The sequence below is a fragment of the Arthrobacter sp. MMS24-T111 genome (assembly GCF_054888995.1).
On the sequence record NZ_JBTZRO010000001.1, the window covers coordinates 1,832,628 to 1,847,055 of the forward strand.

13 protein-coding genes and 1 pseudogene are annotated in these 14,428 nt (G+C 69.2%); 9 read left to right on the forward strand and 5 right to left on the reverse strand.

Annotation, left to right across the window (positions count from 1 at the left end):
• Window positions 1-100 precede the first annotated feature (100 nt).
• Window positions 101-1,835 (reverse strand): annotated as a pseudogene (locus ACX5I6_RS08565) (bifunctional 3'-5' exonuclease/DNA polymerase).
• 248 nt (window positions 1,836-2,083) lie between these two features.
• On the opposite strand from ACX5I6_RS08565, the gene ssd reads away from it, so the two are divergent.
• The 7 genes from ssd (at window position 2,084) to ACX5I6_RS08600 (ending at window position 7,344) form a co-directional block, all read left to right on the forward strand.
• Window positions 2,084-3,124: a septum site-determining protein Ssd gene (gene ssd, locus ACX5I6_RS08570; protein WP_285247196.1), complete on the forward strand. Its 1,041-nt coding sequence runs from the start codon at window positions 2,084-2,086 to the stop codon at window positions 3,122-3,124.
• Entirely contained in the window at window positions 3,121-4,425 is a 1,305-nt protein-coding gene (locus ACX5I6_RS08575; RefSeq protein ID WP_461840173.1) for a TadA family conjugal transfer-associated ATPase, read from the forward strand. The genes ssd and ACX5I6_RS08575 overlap by 4 nt, the downstream gene beginning before the upstream one ends.
• A complete protein-coding gene (locus ACX5I6_RS08580; RefSeq protein ID WP_285246976.1) occupies window positions 4,422-5,219 on the forward strand; it encodes a type II secretion system F family protein in 798 nt (265 codons plus the stop codon). The genes ACX5I6_RS08575 and ACX5I6_RS08580 overlap by 4 nt, the downstream gene beginning before the upstream one ends.
• Complete coding sequence (locus ACX5I6_RS08585; RefSeq protein ID WP_285246977.1) at window positions 5,216-5,824, forward strand: type II secretion system F family protein; 609 nt, start codon at window positions 5,216-5,218, stop codon at window positions 5,822-5,824. The genes ACX5I6_RS08580 and ACX5I6_RS08585 overlap by 4 nt, the downstream gene beginning before the upstream one ends.
• A 163-nt stretch (window positions 5,825-5,987) precedes the next feature.
• On the forward strand, window positions 5,988-6,368 hold the full coding sequence (locus tag ACX5I6_RS08590; RefSeq protein ID WP_285246978.1) for a DUF4244 domain-containing protein: 381 nt from the start codon (window positions 5,988-5,990) through the stop codon (window positions 6,366-6,368).
• A complete protein-coding gene (locus ACX5I6_RS08595; protein WP_461840174.1) occupies window positions 6,365-6,883 on the forward strand; it encodes a TadE family type IV pilus minor pilin in 519 nt (172 codons plus the stop codon). The genes ACX5I6_RS08590 and ACX5I6_RS08595 overlap by 4 nt, the downstream gene beginning before the upstream one ends.
• Before the next feature lie 107 nt (window positions 6,884-6,990).
• The gene (locus ACX5I6_RS08600; RefSeq protein ID WP_461840175.1) at window positions 6,991-7,344 is read left to right on the forward strand and encodes an Rv3654c family TadE-like protein; all 354 of its coding nucleotides are present in this window, start codon (window positions 6,991-6,993) and stop codon (window positions 7,342-7,344) included.
• A gap of 119 nt (window positions 7,345-7,463) precedes the next feature.
• On the opposite strand, the gene ACX5I6_RS08605 is transcribed toward ACX5I6_RS08600, so the two are convergent.
• Both ACX5I6_RS08605 and ACX5I6_RS08610 read right to left on the reverse strand, forming a co-directional pair.
• Window positions 7,464-9,839 carry a DEAD/DEAH box helicase gene (locus ACX5I6_RS08605; RefSeq protein WP_461840176.1) on the reverse strand — a complete coding sequence of 792 codons (2,376 nt, stop codon included), beginning with the start codon at window positions 9,837-9,839 and terminating at the stop codon, window positions 7,464-7,466.
• 73 nt (window positions 9,840-9,912) lie between these two features.
• Entirely contained in the window at window positions 9,913-10,605 is a 693-nt protein-coding gene (locus ACX5I6_RS08610; RefSeq protein WP_461840177.1) for a GNAT family N-acetyltransferase, read from the reverse strand.
• Between the two features lie 126 nt (window positions 10,606-10,731).
• On the opposite strand from ACX5I6_RS08610, the gene trhO reads away from it, so the two are divergent.
• A complete protein-coding gene (gene trhO / locus ACX5I6_RS08615; RefSeq protein ID WP_461840178.1) occupies window positions 10,732-11,628 on the forward strand; it encodes an oxygen-dependent tRNA uridine(34) hydroxylase TrhO in 897 nt (298 codons plus the stop codon).
• Between the two features lie 9 nt (window positions 11,629-11,637).
• Here trhO and ACX5I6_RS08620 read toward each other — a convergent pair whose 3' ends face one another.
• Window positions 11,638-12,201, reverse strand: coding sequence for a hypothetical protein (locus ACX5I6_RS08620; RefSeq protein WP_285246983.1), 564 nt, complete (start codon window positions 12,199-12,201; stop codon window positions 11,638-11,640).
• Between the two features lie 51 nt (window positions 12,202-12,252).
• A complete protein-coding gene (locus tag ACX5I6_RS08625) occupies window positions 12,253-12,723 on the reverse strand; it encodes a hypothetical protein (RefSeq protein WP_461840179.1) in 471 nt (156 codons plus the stop codon).
• Between the two features lie 43 nt (window positions 12,724-12,766).
• Here ACX5I6_RS08625 and ACX5I6_RS08630 point away from each other — a divergent pair, with 43 nt between their 5' ends.
• Window positions 12,767-14,404 (forward strand): DUF7059 domain-containing protein, encoded by a 1,638-nt coding sequence (locus tag ACX5I6_RS08630; RefSeq protein ID WP_461840180.1) that lies wholly within the window; start codon window positions 12,767-12,769, stop codon window positions 14,402-14,404.
• Window positions 14,405-14,428: the final 24 nt, after the last annotated feature.

Here is a 14,428-nt window from a genome sequence, read left to right on the forward strand (position 1 = left end):
CCATTTTGACTGTAACCGCCGCCACCGTACCCGTCGAGCTACTGCCGGGTAGGTTACCTTGCGTCTCAAAGGCGTGTTTTCCTGCCGAACTCCGGGCGCCTTACTTGGCACGGTCGTAGGAATCCACCACGGCAAGGCTCACCGGAAACTCCACCGGTATTGGGCCGAACAACAGTTCCTTGGCCGCCCTGGCCGCTTCCTCGATGGCGGCGATGCAAGCCTCCACCCGCTCTGCCGGCGCGTGAACCATCACTTCGTCGTGGAGGAAGAACACCAGCTCGGGCCGGCCGGCCCCGCTCCCCACCGCGCCTGCAGCCCGCAAGGTGCGCAACCGTCGTCGTAATTCCGCCAGCCAGCACGCCGCCCAGTCCGCCGCCGAGCCCTGGACCACGAAGTTCCGCGTGAAACGGCCCCGCGACCGGGCGATCGACTCGGCCCGCCGTTGCTCCTCCGCTGTTGCCGAACGTTGGCTTTGGTACCAGCGCTCGGACGGGGGAGGGCTGCTCCGGCCCAGCCTGGTGGTGACCGTTCCTCCGGCTTCGCCCGCCCGTGCCGCCCGCTCCACGAAGTCGACGGCGCGGGGATAGGTGCGTGCCAGCTGCGGCATCAGCCGGCCTGCTTCACCGGAGGTGGCACCATACATTGCGCCCAGCAGCGCCATCTTCGCCTTGGCCCGGTCCCCGCCGAAACCCTTGGCGGCAATCCCGGCGTAGAGGTCCTGGTCCCGGGCCGCCTCCGCCATGGACGAATCCTGGGCAAGGGCCACCAGGACCCGGGGTTCGAGCTGCCGAGGCGTCCGCAACGATGAGCTTGTAGCCGGGATCGGCGTGCACGGCACCGCGGACCTGGCGTGGAATCTGCAGGGCGCCGCCGCCGCGGGAAGCCCAGCGGCCCGAGACCACGCCCCCCACGACGTACTCCGGCCGGAACCGGCCGCCGTCCACCCAGGCATCCAACCAGGACCAGCCGTTGGCTGTGTGCAGCCGGGACAGGCTCTTGTACTCCAAGAGCGGCTCAATGGCCGGGTGGCTCGACTCCCTCAGCTCCCATTTCCGGGTGCTCTTCACCTCGATTCCGTTACGGTGCAGGGCCCGCATCAAGTCCTGCGGCGAATCGGGATTGAGTCCGGGAGCGTTGAGCAGGCCGCGCAGTTCCGCCGCCAACGCTTCGAGCCTGGGCGGACGCTGCCCGGCGGAGGGCCGGGGCCCGAGGTGCCCGGACAGTATTTGTTCGTGCAGGTCTTCGCGCCACGGGACGCCGGCGTGCTGCATCTCCGCAGCCACCATGGCGCCCGCTGACTCCGCCGCCAGCAGCAGCTGGAGCCGGTTCCGGCGGTTTTCCGCCGTGTCCACCGCAGCCATGGCGGCCTGCTGGGCAGCGTACTCGGTTCGGAGCTCGTCCAGGGACACGCCCGGCGCGGCACCGGCGTTGGGGTCGTCGAACAATGCGCCCTGGTCTGCGGGGGGACGCGGCGGCAGCAGTGTCTTCGGGGGCAGCAGCGGATCCTCCACGGGGACCCGGTCCGTGTTCCGGGCGTACTCGGTGTGCGCGCTGAACTGCGAAAAGGCCAGGATGTTGCCGCAGAGGCTGACGTCATAGCAACGCTCCACCTCCACCCCGGATGTGAGCAGTGCGGGGTACCAGTCCTGCGTCCGGTGCCAAATCCAGCGTGGCGGCTGGCCGCCGGGGCGCCGGGCTTCCAGGTCGCGGACGACGGCGGGAAGGTCCGGCAGTGCCACGGGCCGGGGTTCCGGGTTGGCCGGCTCGGGATGTCCCGCCTGCGTCAGCTGCTGGAGGGCCGCGCCGCGGGGGTGGGCGGCGAGCAGCAGATACATGCTCCAATTCTGCCCTGTTTGCGGAGCTGCCCGGACGCACGTTGTCCACATACAGGATTTCCTGACTCCTCCGTGGGCCGGGATATAGACAGAGTGGCTCCATGAGCAGGCACCAGCTGAACGCACCCCGGTCCGGTCCGGAACATTCCGGGGCACCCTCGCGGCGGCCGCCTGGCGGGGCGCCAGGAGCGGCCGATGGGCCGGACGTGCGAGGCGCGGCCTGGCTGCCGAACGGGTCAGGTGAAGTATTGCTGGTCACCTCCTCCGGAGTGCTGCGTTCTGAGGTGGAGCGCATTGTGGCGGCTGCCGGGGCGCACCTGCGTGTTGTCCCCGATGCCGTCGAAGCCGGGAGGCACTGGGATGCCGCGGCAGCGGTCCTCGTGGGCAGTGATGTGCGCGAACTGCCACCGCGCCGGCGCACGCCGGCGGTCATGGTTGGCCTGGACGGTGAAGGGGACAGCCTCTGGCACCTCGCCGCCGCTCTGGGGGCCGAACGCGTAGCCGTGCTGCCGGACGCCGCGGCCTGGCTGGCAGACCACCTCAGCCGGTCCCGCTCGCCAGGTCCGGGTGGGGTGGTCCTGGGCATCACGGGCGGGTGCGGCGGTGCAGGGGCCACCACGGCCGCCATCTGGATTGCCCAGGCAGCCGCCCGGCTGGGTGTGCACGTCCTGATGGTTGACGGCGATCCCTGGGGCGGTGGACTTGAACTTGCGCTCGCCGCGGAGGATATCCCTGGCCTCCGGTGGCCGGACCTCGCCGAGGCCAGGGGCAGCATTGACCCCGTGCAGCTGGTGGATTCCCTGCCTGCGGCGGGAGGCTTGTCCTTCCTCTCGTGGCCTGCCACCCGGGAGCAACCGCTGCCGGTCCCCGCCGCTGCCATGGCCGGGGTCCTCGACGCCGCCCGCCGTGGCTACGAACTGGTGGTGGTCGATGTGGGGCGGGGTGCAGGGCCGCTGAACACGGTGGCGTGGGACTGCGACCGGATCATGGTGGTGGTCCCGGCCCAGCTCAAGGCGGCGGTGGCAACCGTTCGCCTGCTCCAGGAGCTTCCCCCGGTCGAGGCCGCACTGCTGGTCCGCGGGCGTCCCGGCGCCGCGTTGGACACTTCGCTGATCTCCGACGCCGTCGGGCTGCCGGTGCAAGGCAGGATCCCCGAACTGCGCGCCGTACCAGGTGCCGCGGAGGCGGGCCGCCTGCTGGACTTGGGGAAGCGGCGGAACATACGGCGCTTCGCCGCCGCGGCCCTCGAGTGGCTCGGCGATGACCTGTACGCGGGGGATGCGGCATGATGCGTCCGCAGGGAACTCCCGGGTTCGCCGGGCGGGATGCGGGCAGCGGGGCGGCGCCGGGAAACGCGGGCGCCCGGCGGAACGCCCGGATCCTGGAAACCAACCAGGCAGGCCGCTCCGGGCGGTCGGGGAATGCAGCAGGGACCGGAAGGGCAGTGGACGCCGGCCTGCTGGAGTCCGTCCGCGAGTCGATGATGGCCGAGGCAGGGGCCGTGACGCCCTCACGGGTTGCCGCGGCGGTCCAGGCCACCGGCAAGCTGCTGGGTACCGCCGGTTCGCTGGCCGCGGTCGAGCGGATCAGCGCTGAACTCAACGGCTTGGGGCCGCTTCAGGAACTCACCCGGGATCCGGCCGTCACGGACATCTTCGTGAACGCGCCGGGCTCTGTCTGGGTGGACAGGGGACACGGCATCGAGCGGGTTTCCGTCCGGTTCGACGATGAGGCCCAAGTGCGGGCACTGGCCGGCAGGCTTGTGGCTGCAGGTGGCCGGCGCCTGGATGACGGCTCACCGTGCGTCGATGTAAGGCTCGCCGGCGGCTACCGTGTCCACGCCGTGTTGCCGCCGGTTTCCACGTCCGGGACGCTGCTGAGCATCCGGATCCGCCGGGAGCGGGTATTCACCATGGCGGAACTCCGGGCCGCCGGGATGTTCGGCCCGAGGGTGCAGGCAGTGCTGGAAGCCGTGGTGGCCAGGAGGTTAAGCTTCCTGGTCAGCGGGGCCACCGGTTCCGGCAAGACCACGCTGCTGTCCACCTTGTTGGGATTGTGTGCGCCGGACGAACGCCTCGTCCTGATCGAGGATGCGTCCGAGCTGAACCCGGTCCACCCGCATGTGGTGGCCCTTGAATCGCGTCATGGAAACCTTGAAGGCGGGGGAGCCGTGGATCTGGGGGAACTCGTCAGGCAGGCCCTGCGCATGCGCCCGGACCGCCTGGTGGTGGGCGAGTGCCGGGGGCCCGAAGTGCGCGAGCTCCTCACCGCGATGAACACCGGCCACAGCGGTGGCGGCGGAACCATCCACGCCAACACCGCAACGGCGGTCCCGGCCAGGCTCACAGCGCTCGGGGCCCTCGCCGGATTGGGGCCGGAGGCGGTGCGGCTCCAGGCGGCCAGCGCGCTGGACGTGGTCATCCACCTCGGCCGGACGCCCCGGGGCAGGGAAGTACTTTGCGTGGGACTCCTCGGCGACGGTCCCGAGGGCCTTGGCGTGGTGCCGGCCGTCGAGGAATCCGGAAAGCCGGGCCCGGGGTGGCCTGCGCTGGCAGCCCGGTTGGGGCTGGATTCCGGGGAAGCCCCGTGACGCTCTTCCTGGCGGCGCTCCTTTGCACCGCCGTGCTGCTCCTCAAACCGCCGCTGCGTGCGCCGGCGAGATTGCGCGCCGTGGCGCGGAACTCCCCGGGAGCGCAACGAACCCCCACGCGCAGGATGCTGCCGTGGTCCCGGCGCTCCGGCCGCGACTCGGCCGGTAAACGCGGAATGGGCCTGACCCTGATGGTGCAGCAGTTGGCGGCGCTGCTCAGGGGCGGACGGACGCCCGCACGGCTCTGGGATGAACTGTGGGCCGTGTACGGCGTCCCCGGCGGCCAAGAGCAGCGGCTCCCGGATGCCGCACGCCCCGAGCGCCCCGTACTGGCGAGCGGGTCAACCACAGTCCTCGCATCAGCCCGTGCAGCCGCGGCTACCGGAGCTCCCGTGTCCGAGGCCATCCGTCGGGTGCTTCCCACGGCATTCCCGGGCCGGGACCGTGAAGCCGCAACTTGGTCTGAGCTGGCGGCCTGTCTCGATATCGCTGAAGCCAGTGGATGCCCGCTCGCTGACGTGCTGACCAGGTTTGCGGCCCAGCTGGAGGCCGGGGAAGACGCCGACGCCGCCAGGCAGACGGCCCTTGCAGGGCCTAAAGCCACGGTCCGCCTGTTGACCTGGCTTCCGTTGATGGGACTCGGACTGGGCGCAGCCCTGGGGGTTGACCCGTTAGCCACGCTGCTGGGCACCCCCCTTGGACTGGCAGCGCTGGTAGGCGGCATAGTCCTCACCATGGCCGGCCGGGTGTGGTCCGCCCGGCTCGTTTCGGCCGCTGCGGAGTCAGGGCCATGACGCCGGAATGGGGTCAGGGGCCGGCGCTGTTCCTGCTCCTCGCCATGGCTGCCTGGTTGTCCTGTTCAGGCCGCAGCCGGTCACGCCGACGCCTGCGGCGCCTGAACCTGGACGCCCCGCGGGAGAACCACCACCAGGCACCTGCGGGGACCGAAAAGGGCCGTGCTGGGGGCATCAGGGACACAGCCATGATGCTCGAACTCGTGGCGGCGATGCTGGACGCCGGGGCCGGAATCGGGCGGTCGCTGGAACTGGTGGCCGCCTCGGCAGCCCCGCACTACCGGGACTCCCTGCGTCCAGTGGTCTCCGCCCTGGCCATCGGCGCCGACTGGGAGACGGCGTGGCGAAGCTCAGCCGTACGGCTTCCGGAGGTCCTGGAGCTCCGGGACGCCCTCGGGTTTGCCGCGCTGACTGGTGCACCGTCATCCGCGATCCTGTATGCGCAGGCTGCAAGGCTTCGGCGCGAGAGATTCCGTGCCGCAGAAAAACGCGCCGCCTCGCTTGGCGTGAAGCTGGTGGTCCCGCTGGGCCTTTGCTCGCTCCCTGCCTTCATCTGCCTGGGCGTCGTCCCGGTGCTGCTCGCCCTGGTTCCGTCCGGCTCCTAGACCGCCCGCCCGGGCACCCCGGCGCCTCGGTCCTTTCCTCCACAAGGGGGCGGCGGCCCGGCTTTTCCACTTAGCCCACCCCATCCCTTACCGGCCGCACCGCCGGCGGGAAGAGTCGAGACAGCCGGGGAAACATCCCGGCAGACCCATGAAAGGAAAACACATGTCCATCAACCACCACGGCTGCTCCGCCGGAACATCCGCGCTCGCCCACTCCGCCACTGCCGGCACCTCACCTGGCGGACAAGGGTTCGCCACCGGCGGCGCCGGGCAGGTTTCCGCGCCAACCGGTTCTGCCAGGCATGGGGCAGCGGCCGCAGACGGCAATGTCGTTGAGCTTTATCCGGGATCGGACCCATTCCGGCATGGGAACCGGCGCAGGGCCCGGCTGCTGGGCTCTGAGGCAGGCATGGCCACGGCGGAATATGCCATCGCCACCCTGGCCGCCGTCGGCTTCGCAGGGCTGCTCGTGTTCATCCTTCGCAGTGATGAAGTCCGTGGCTTCCTGCTGAACCTGATCCGGACCGCGCTGGCGTTGCCGTGACCGGCCCCCATGCGCCGGGCACTGCCGATTCACCCGACACGCCCCATGCGCCGGGCAGCACCAGTTCGCCTGCCAAACCCCGTGCTCCGGGCGCTGCCGATGTGACGCCCAGGCGGATTGCCAGGGGCGCGGTCACAGCAGAGTTCGCAGTGGCGCTGCCGGCGGTACTGGCGCTGCTTGCCATGCTGCTGGCCGGAGCCGCCGCAGGTATGACGCAACTGCGGATCGAAGAAGGAGCCCGCGCCGGGGCGCGGGCCCTGGCTCGGGGCGAAGACCCCGGCGCCGTGGAACGGACAGTCAGGACCCTTGCCGGCGAAACGGCGGCCGCGTCCATTGCGGCCGACGGCGAATGGTTCAGCATCACCGTCACCGACCATGTGTCCGGACCGCTGGGCGCATCGATTCCGTGGACCCTCACTGCACGTGCATCGACGCGGAGTGAGTCGCCGGGAACCGGCGGTGCAGACGGGACCCGCAACGGCAGCGGCCTGACCGATGGAAAGGGAAACCGGTGACGGCGATGGAAAAGCGCCTCCCAGCAAAGGCCCGGGCGTGCCGCCCGGCCTCACGGTACTGCCGCCCAGTTGACAGGCTGGGGCGTGTTGGTAGTTCGTCCAGCTGGTTGGGTGCGCACAATGGCCGGGACCGCGGCTCCGGAACGCTCATGGCGGCCGGGCTGGCGCTGGTGGTCATGACAGCCATGGCCGTCATGCTCTTGCTCGCCCAGTCGGCCGTGCTGGCCAGCCGGGCGGCCGCAGCCGCGGACTTGGCAGCCCTCGCAGCGGCCGACGCCCTCCGCGGCATCACAACAGGGGAGCCCTGCATGGTTGCGTCGGAGGTGTCGGCCCGCCATGCCGCCACTGTGATCAGTTGCGTGGAAGGGGCCGGACAGACCGTTGACGTGCGGACCGAGCTTAACGAAGGGTCGCTCCTGGGCGCCGCCACGGGACATGCACGGGCAGGGCCCCCTCCGTAGCGGCTGCCTTGTGGCGGCGCAGGGACTGTCCAGGCCTCCCTGCACGCCCGTCAGTCCCAAACGTCCTTTAGTCCGGCACTTCTTCTGTCCGGGACGTCTTTCAGTCTGGCGCATCCCGCTCAGCTCCTGGCGTCCAGCACCTCACGGCTGGCTTCCGAAGCGTCCTTGAGCAGGACATCCAGCAGGGTTACGGCCGCGGCCTTGTCCAACGGGTTGTTCTTATTGCCGCACTTGGGCGACTGGACACAGGACGGGCAGCCGGTGTCACACTCACAGGCCTTGATGGCGTCCCGCGTTGCCGCCAGCCACACCATGGCCTTGTCGAAGCCCCGTTCGGCGAACCCGGCGCCCCCGGGGTGCCCGTCATACACAAAGATGGTGGGCACCCCGGTATCGGCGTGCAGTGCGGTTGATACCCCGCCGATATCCCACCGGTCGCTGGAAGCCACCAAGGGAAGAAGACCAATGGCCGCGTGTTCGGCAGCGTGCAGGGCACCCGGGAACTGGGCCTCGATCAGTCCCGCCGCCGTCAGGGAACGGTTCTCCACCACGAACCACACAGCTTTGGTGAACAGGTCGCGGGCGCCCAGCTCCAACGGTTCCTCGCCCAGCACCTCATTGGAAATCAGTGCTTTGCGCTGGAATGACACAACCTGGGTGGTGACCTTCACGTCGCCGAAGTGCACCGTCACGTCACCCCACTGCATGGTTCGCTGGGTCTCCAGCACCTCGATCTGTGTCACGTCCCGTGCGGTCGTGTAATAGTCCGGGTTGGCGCGCCGCACCATGACGCAGTGATCGTCCTCGTTGAGGTCCTCCACCACATAGGTATCGCCCTGGTGGACGTACACCGCCCCGGTGTGCGCCTGGTAGTGGGTCTGCGGCGAGTCCATGGTCCCCAGGAGCGAACCGGTCTCGGCGTCCACGATGCTGACTGGTCCCCCTCCGTCCGCCCGGAGGTTGACCATGGCGGCGGCACTCTGCGAATGGGTCCAGAACCAGCCGGCAGGCCGGCGCCGGAGGTAGCCCTGTGCCACCAGCCGGTCCAGGAGCATCTCTGCGGTATCGCCGAAGAGATCGAGCTTCGCCGGTCCCAGCGGAAGTTCAGCGGCCGCGGCGCACAGATGCGGTCCCAGGACGTAGGGATTTGAAGGGTCAAAGACTGTTGCTTCCACCGAAACATCGAAAATGGCCTCGGGATGGTTCACCAGGTAGGTGTCCAGGGGGTCGTCGCTTGCCACGAAGGCCGCAATCGCATCCTGGCCGGCGCGGCCCGCCCTGCCGATCTGCTGGAACAGGGAGGCCCGGGTTCCAGGCCACCCGGCCACCAGGACCGCATCAAGGCCGGAAATGTCGATCCCCAGTTCCAGGGCCGACGTACTGGAAACACCCAGCAACTGGCCGGAACGCAACGACTTCTCCACCGCCCGGCGTTCCTCCGGCAGGTAGCCCGAGCGGTACGCGGCCACCCGTTGCGGCAGGCTCGGATCCACTTCGTCGAGAAGCCGTTTGGTAATGGCGGAGATGGTTTCCGCGCCACGTCGTGACTTGATGAATGCGATGGTGCGGATCTGCGCGGACACCAGGTTGGCCAGCAAGTCAGAGGTCTCCGCCACGGCCGTCCGTCGTTCCTTGGCGCCGTTCTCGCCGCGGACGTCCGTCAGCGCCGGCTCCCAGAGGGCCACCGTCGTGGCACCGTGGGGCGAGCAGTCGCGGGACACCGCAGTGACGGGGGCGCCAATGAGGCGCGCGAAGGAGACGTCAGGCTCCGACGCCGTGGCCGACGCCGCAATGAACACCGGCTCCGGGTACGACGATCCTGCCCCGTAGTAGGCGCAGATCCGGCGAAGCCGCCGCATCAGGTTCGCCACGTGGGAGCCGAACACGCCACGGTAACTGTGCGCCTCATCGACGATGACATAGCGCAGCCGGCGGAAGAACGACGCCCACCAGGCGTGGTTGGGGAGGATGCCGAAGTGCAGCATGTCGGGGTTGGCAAGGATGAAGTTCGCGTGGTCCCGGATCCAGCGGCGGGCAGCGGGATCGGTATCACCGTCGTAGGTTTCCGCACGGACCGTGGGCAGTTTCAAAGCACGGATGGCGTTCAACTGGTCCGCCGCCAGGGCCTTGGTGGGGGAGAGATACAGCGTCACGGCGCCGTCGTCGTGGATCTTCCCCGGGTCCGCCAGCACACGCAACTCCGACCGGTGGATCGCGTCCAGCGCCGGCAACTGGTACGCCAGCGATTTCCCCGACGCGGTTCCGGTGGCCACCACCACGTGCTTCCCCGCATGGGCGGCGTTGGCGGCTTCCACCTGGTGGCGGTACGGCTCCCGGATGCCGAGCGAGCCGTACGCCTCAACGAGGTCCTGGTGCACCCATTCAGGCCAGGGCTCGTGGACCGCCTCCCGCGCGGGGATGGTGCGGACATGACGGAGCTGTTCCGGTTCCGGGCCGCGGCCCAGAAGGGGAATCAGGGAGTCATGGGGGGTCACCCCACCATTGTTTCACCCGGCACCAAGCCGGAGGGCAGCGGTTCGCCAAACGCACAACCGGGCAGCGGCACCCTCAGCTGAGCGAAAGATCCGCTCCGTCATGGGACGCCGAGAGCATCAGGACGCTGGCCACCGTGGTCCAGCCCAGGTGTGAGTACAGTTTCTGCCCGTCAGTGGACGCCAGCAGGAGTCCTGTCCGCACGTCGTGGCCGAAGGCCTGGGCCGCCAAGGCCCGCATGATGAGGCTTCCCAGGCCCCTGCGCTGGAATGCGGGCTCGGTGATGATCTTGTCGAACACCGCGGTATCGCCAACCACGAACACCCTTCCGCTGGCCGCGATCTCGTCCCCGGATCGGACCTCTGCGTAGTGCACGCCATCCCGCTCGAACGTGGACAGGCTCAGGTCGTCGTCGGAAAGCCACGGATCCTCAGCGTCCTGGGTCTCCATGTCCACGATCATCATCGTCTGGGAATCGGAGGTGACGTTCAGCCCGTGCTTGGCCGCCAGGCCACTGAACCTGGCGGGATCGTGGGTGAGGATGGTCAGCACCCGGGCGGGCGCTTCGGCAGTGGTGGCGGCCAGGGCCGCGAACTCGTCAGGGGTGGGTTCGGACGCAAAAACTTCCCAGTCACCGCTGGTGTCAGCCCGGAATACGGCAGGGAACCGGCCCTGCGTCGAGGTCCGGTAGCCGCGACATCCGGCCCAGCCCGCAACCCACACCTGAAACAGGCCAGTGATGTCTTCAACCAGGGTTTCCTGACTCATGGCATGAAGACTATTCCAGCCGGATCGCCAGCAACAGGGGGTGGCCAAGTGCTTATGGAATTGTGATACGCGTCTGCTCCCGGGCCGGCGATAACCGTGCACCCGGCCGGCGGTACCCTTAAATACGTGGCTTTGAACCGAATTGTGCTTTTTTACGGCTTTACCCCCATCGCGGAACCGGACGCCGTGCGGCTTTGGCAGCGCGCCCTGTGCGAGAAGCTCGGCCTGACCGGCCGCATCCTCATCTCCAAGGACGGAATCAACGCCACGGTGGGCGGGGAAATCGGCGCGGTCAAGCAGTACGTCAAGACCACCCGCGAGTATCCGGGGTTCCGGGGCATCGACGTGAAATGGTCCGACGGCGGCGCAGAGGACTTCCCGAAGCTCAGCGTCAAGGTGAGGGACGAGATCGTCTCCTTCGGTGCTCCCGGAGAACTGACTGTCGACGCCAATGGAGTAGTGGGCGGAGGCAAGCACCTCAAGCCGGAGGAACTGCACGAACTGGTGGACGCCAAGAAGCAGGGCGGCGAGGACGTGGTGTTCTTCGACGGCCGGAATGCCTTCGAAGCCGAAATCGGCCGGTTCAAGGACGCCGTGGTCCCGGACGTCGCCACCACGCACGACTTCATCAAGGAACTCGACTCGGGCAAGTACGACGACCTCAAGGACAAGCCTGTGGTCACCTACTGCACCGGCGGCATCCGCTGCGAGGTCCTCTCCAGCCTGATGGTGAACCGCGGCTTCAAAGAGGTCTACCAACTCGACGGCGGTATTGTCCGCTACGGCGAGGCATTCAAGGACCAAGGGCTCTGGGAAGGCTCACTCTACGTCTTCGACAAGCGCATGCACCTCGAGTTCAGCGAGGACGCCAAAACGATCGGCCAGTGTGCCCGCTGCTCCGCACCCACCAGCAAATTCGAGAACTGCTCCAACCCCAGCTGCCGGACCCTGACGCTGTACTGCGCCGGGTGCGCCTCCAGCCCGGAGACGCTCCGCTGCCCCGAAGGCTGCGCCGCTGCCTGAGCCCGCACGTCAAAGCCTGCGCAGCCGGAACGCATAGTTCGCCGCGCTGCCCGCTTCCAGCCGCACCGTCAGGACGCTCCGGGTGGAGAGATAGAAGACGTTCTCCCGGTTGATGCCGCACCGAAGGCCAAGATCCACCAGCGTCACGTCCTCGGTACTCACCGTGAACGTCACCCTGCGCTGGCTTCGGCAGGCCAGGGCCAGCGTGTAGGTCCCGGCCTCCAGGGCCGGTGATGCCACGGTCCGCACCTCCCCGGACCCCAACAACCCGGCATCGGCCTGGACCTCCGGTCCCGTGCCCTCCGGAAGCGCCCGGGACACCCAATCACCGAGGTCGGCGCCGCTGACCGGGTCCTGTTGCAAAGGATCGCGGGTGAACGCCGGAACCGGGGCGATGGTGGCGCCGCCCTGGACGGCGCCGGCCCGGCCGTCGTCGTACGTATATTCGCAGCCCGCCAGGGCACCTGCCGCAAGCACCAGTCCAAGGGCGACGGCGGCCGCGGGCTTCGGTGCCCGCGGCGCCCGTGCTGTCCTTCGGGGAAGGGGCGCGGAGAACCTCCGCACACTGGGCATAGTCCGACTGTATGCCCGCGACAGGCGCCGGGCCAGAGCCGGAACCCGGTGTTATTGCGCCGGGACCAGCCGGTACGCGTAGAGCAGCGGGGCGTCCACGCTGGAGCTGCTGATTTGGACCCGGCCGCCGGCAGGCAGGTTGATCCTGGTGGTCTCGGCACGGCCGTTGCAGGCCGCACCCGCTTCGGTAACAGCCTTGCCGTCCAGCGACACTGCGAAGAACGCCTTGCCGGTGCCGGCACACACCGCCGTGAGCGTGTAGCTGCCGGCAGGAACGGAAGCTGCTTCCTGCACAAGGTGGTCCCGGTTGAGGATCTTTCCCGAATCCTGGAGCACCACGTCCGCCGGGGACGTGGGCAGCGCCGTGGCCCGCCACTGCGGAACGTCCGCGGCCTCCACCGAGCCCGCAGGCGAGCACCCTGCGACGGTGAGTCCAAGGGCTGCGGCAACCAGTACCGCCGGCAGCGTACGGCGTACCGCGGCGGTGCGGGCGCGCGGAAGGAAGGACAGGCGGGAAGGCATGCTTCCACCGTACCCCGCTGCCGGGCCGGACTAAACTTGAGCGGTGCCTAGATCCCCGTACGAGTTCACCGCCGGCAACACTCCCGACGCACCCCGCAGCGACCTTCCCGGGCTGCTCGCGGCGCTCGCCGCTGACCTCCGCAGGATCGACTACACGCTCGACGGCGTCGCCCGCCTGCTGGGGCCCACGGCCTCCGCGGCGCTGAACCGGGACCAGGTCATTCCCGCCATGCTGGCCACCGCGCAGGCAGTGCAGCGCACCGCAGCGGCGGCGCCGCTTGCCGCCGTCGTCAGGCTCTGGCTCCTGGCCGAGCCGCAGGAACGGGAAACGCTCGACGCCGCGCTGCCGGGCATCGGCGTGGAAGGGCTCCTGGAGCTGGGCCTGGTGCAGCCCGTCCCCGGCACGCCCCTCATCACGGCCAAGGCCGACCTGCGCCCGTACGGCTGGGACGCGAACCCAGACGGCAGCGGCGGCGCTGAATTGTGGGTGGCCAGCGACCTCGCGGCCCACCAGCAGTCAGGAGTCCTGCGGCACGATCACGTCCTGGGCATCGGGCAGGCGTCCACCACGCTGGTGCAGACCACCATCCGGCAGCACACCGAACGCGCCCTGGACCTGGGCACGGGGTGCGGCATCCAGGCCTTCCACCTGCTGCACCACTGCCAGCACGTGACCGCCACCGACATCTCCGAACGCGCCTTGGCCTACGCCCGCTTCAACATCCTGCTCAACGCCGCGGCGCTCTCCGTGGACCCGGACCGGCTCGAGGACCGGGTGAGCCTGCGCCTGGGCTCGCTGCTGGAGCCGGTGGCCGGCGAGGAGTTCGGCCTGGTGGTGTCCAACCCGCCGTTCGTGATCACGCCGCGCAGCGCCGGCGAGGACGCGGCCGGCCAGTTCACCTACCGCGACGGCGGCCTGCCGGGTGATGAGATCGTCGCGTCCCTGGTGGCGGACCTGCCCGGCGTGCTGGCGCCGGGCGGCGTGGCCCAGATGCTGGGAAACTGGGAAATCCCCGCCGGCGCCAACTGGGATGAGCGGCCGAGGTCCTGGGTGCGGGCAGGCACCGATGCCTGGTTCATCCAACGGGAGCAGGTCAGTCCGGAACAATACGCGGAAACCTGGCTGCAGGACGCCTCCGAATCCCGGGACCGAACACACTACCGGGACGCCTACGCCGCATATCTCGCGGATTTCGGGTCCCGGAACGTCGCTGGGATCGGCTTCGGCATGGTGTGGCTGCGGCGCCCCGCTGCGGCCGGGCAGGAAGCCATCAGCCGCTACGAGGAAATCACGTACCCCATCGAGCAGCCCGTCGGACCCCACCTGGGCGCCGCCGTCGAACGCAGCGACTGGCTGGCAGGGCACGATCTCGCCGAAACGCACCTGCTCGTGGCCGACGACGTCACGGAGGAGCGCCACCAGCGCCCCGGCGCCGAGCACCCCGGCGTGATCCTGCTCCGGCAGGGCGCGGGGTTGCGCCGCACCAACCTGATGAGCACCGAGCTGGCCGGGTTCGTCTCAGCGTGCGACGGCGACCTGGCCGCCGGGCAGATCGCCGCGGCACTGGAGGCCCTCCTGGGCGGAGAGGCCGGGTCATTCCAGCGCTCGCTGCTTGCCGACGTGGCCAACCTTGTGCGGGACGGGTTCCTCATTCCGGCCGCGTTTCCGGCCGAACAGTAAGCCCCCTTATGCTCCTGGCCGGGC

Coding starts and splice junctions, on each gene's coding strand:
- ACX5I6_RS08585 (WP_285246977.1), top strand. CDS start 5,216: ATGACGCCGGAATGGGGTCAGGGGCCGGCGCTGTTCCTGCTCCTCGCC.
- ACX5I6_RS08575 (WP_461840173.1), top strand. CDS start 3,121: ATGATGCGTCCGCAGGGAACTCCCGGGTTCGCCGGGCGGGATGCGGGC.
- ACX5I6_RS08590 (WP_285246978.1), top strand. CDS start 5,988: ATGTCCATCAACCACCACGGCTGCTCCGCCGGAACATCCGCGCTCGCC.
- ACX5I6_RS08625 (WP_461840179.1), bottom strand. CDS start 12,723: ATGCCTTCCCGCCTGTCCTTCCTTCCGCGCGCCCGCACCGCCGCGGTA.
- ACX5I6_RS08610 (WP_461840177.1), bottom strand. CDS start 10,605: ATGAGTCAGGAAACCCTGGTTGAAGACATCACTGGCCTGTTTCAGGTG.
- ACX5I6_RS08620 (WP_285246983.1), bottom strand. CDS start 12,201: ATGCCCAGTGTGCGGAGGTTCTCCGCGCCCCTTCCCCGAAGGACAGCA.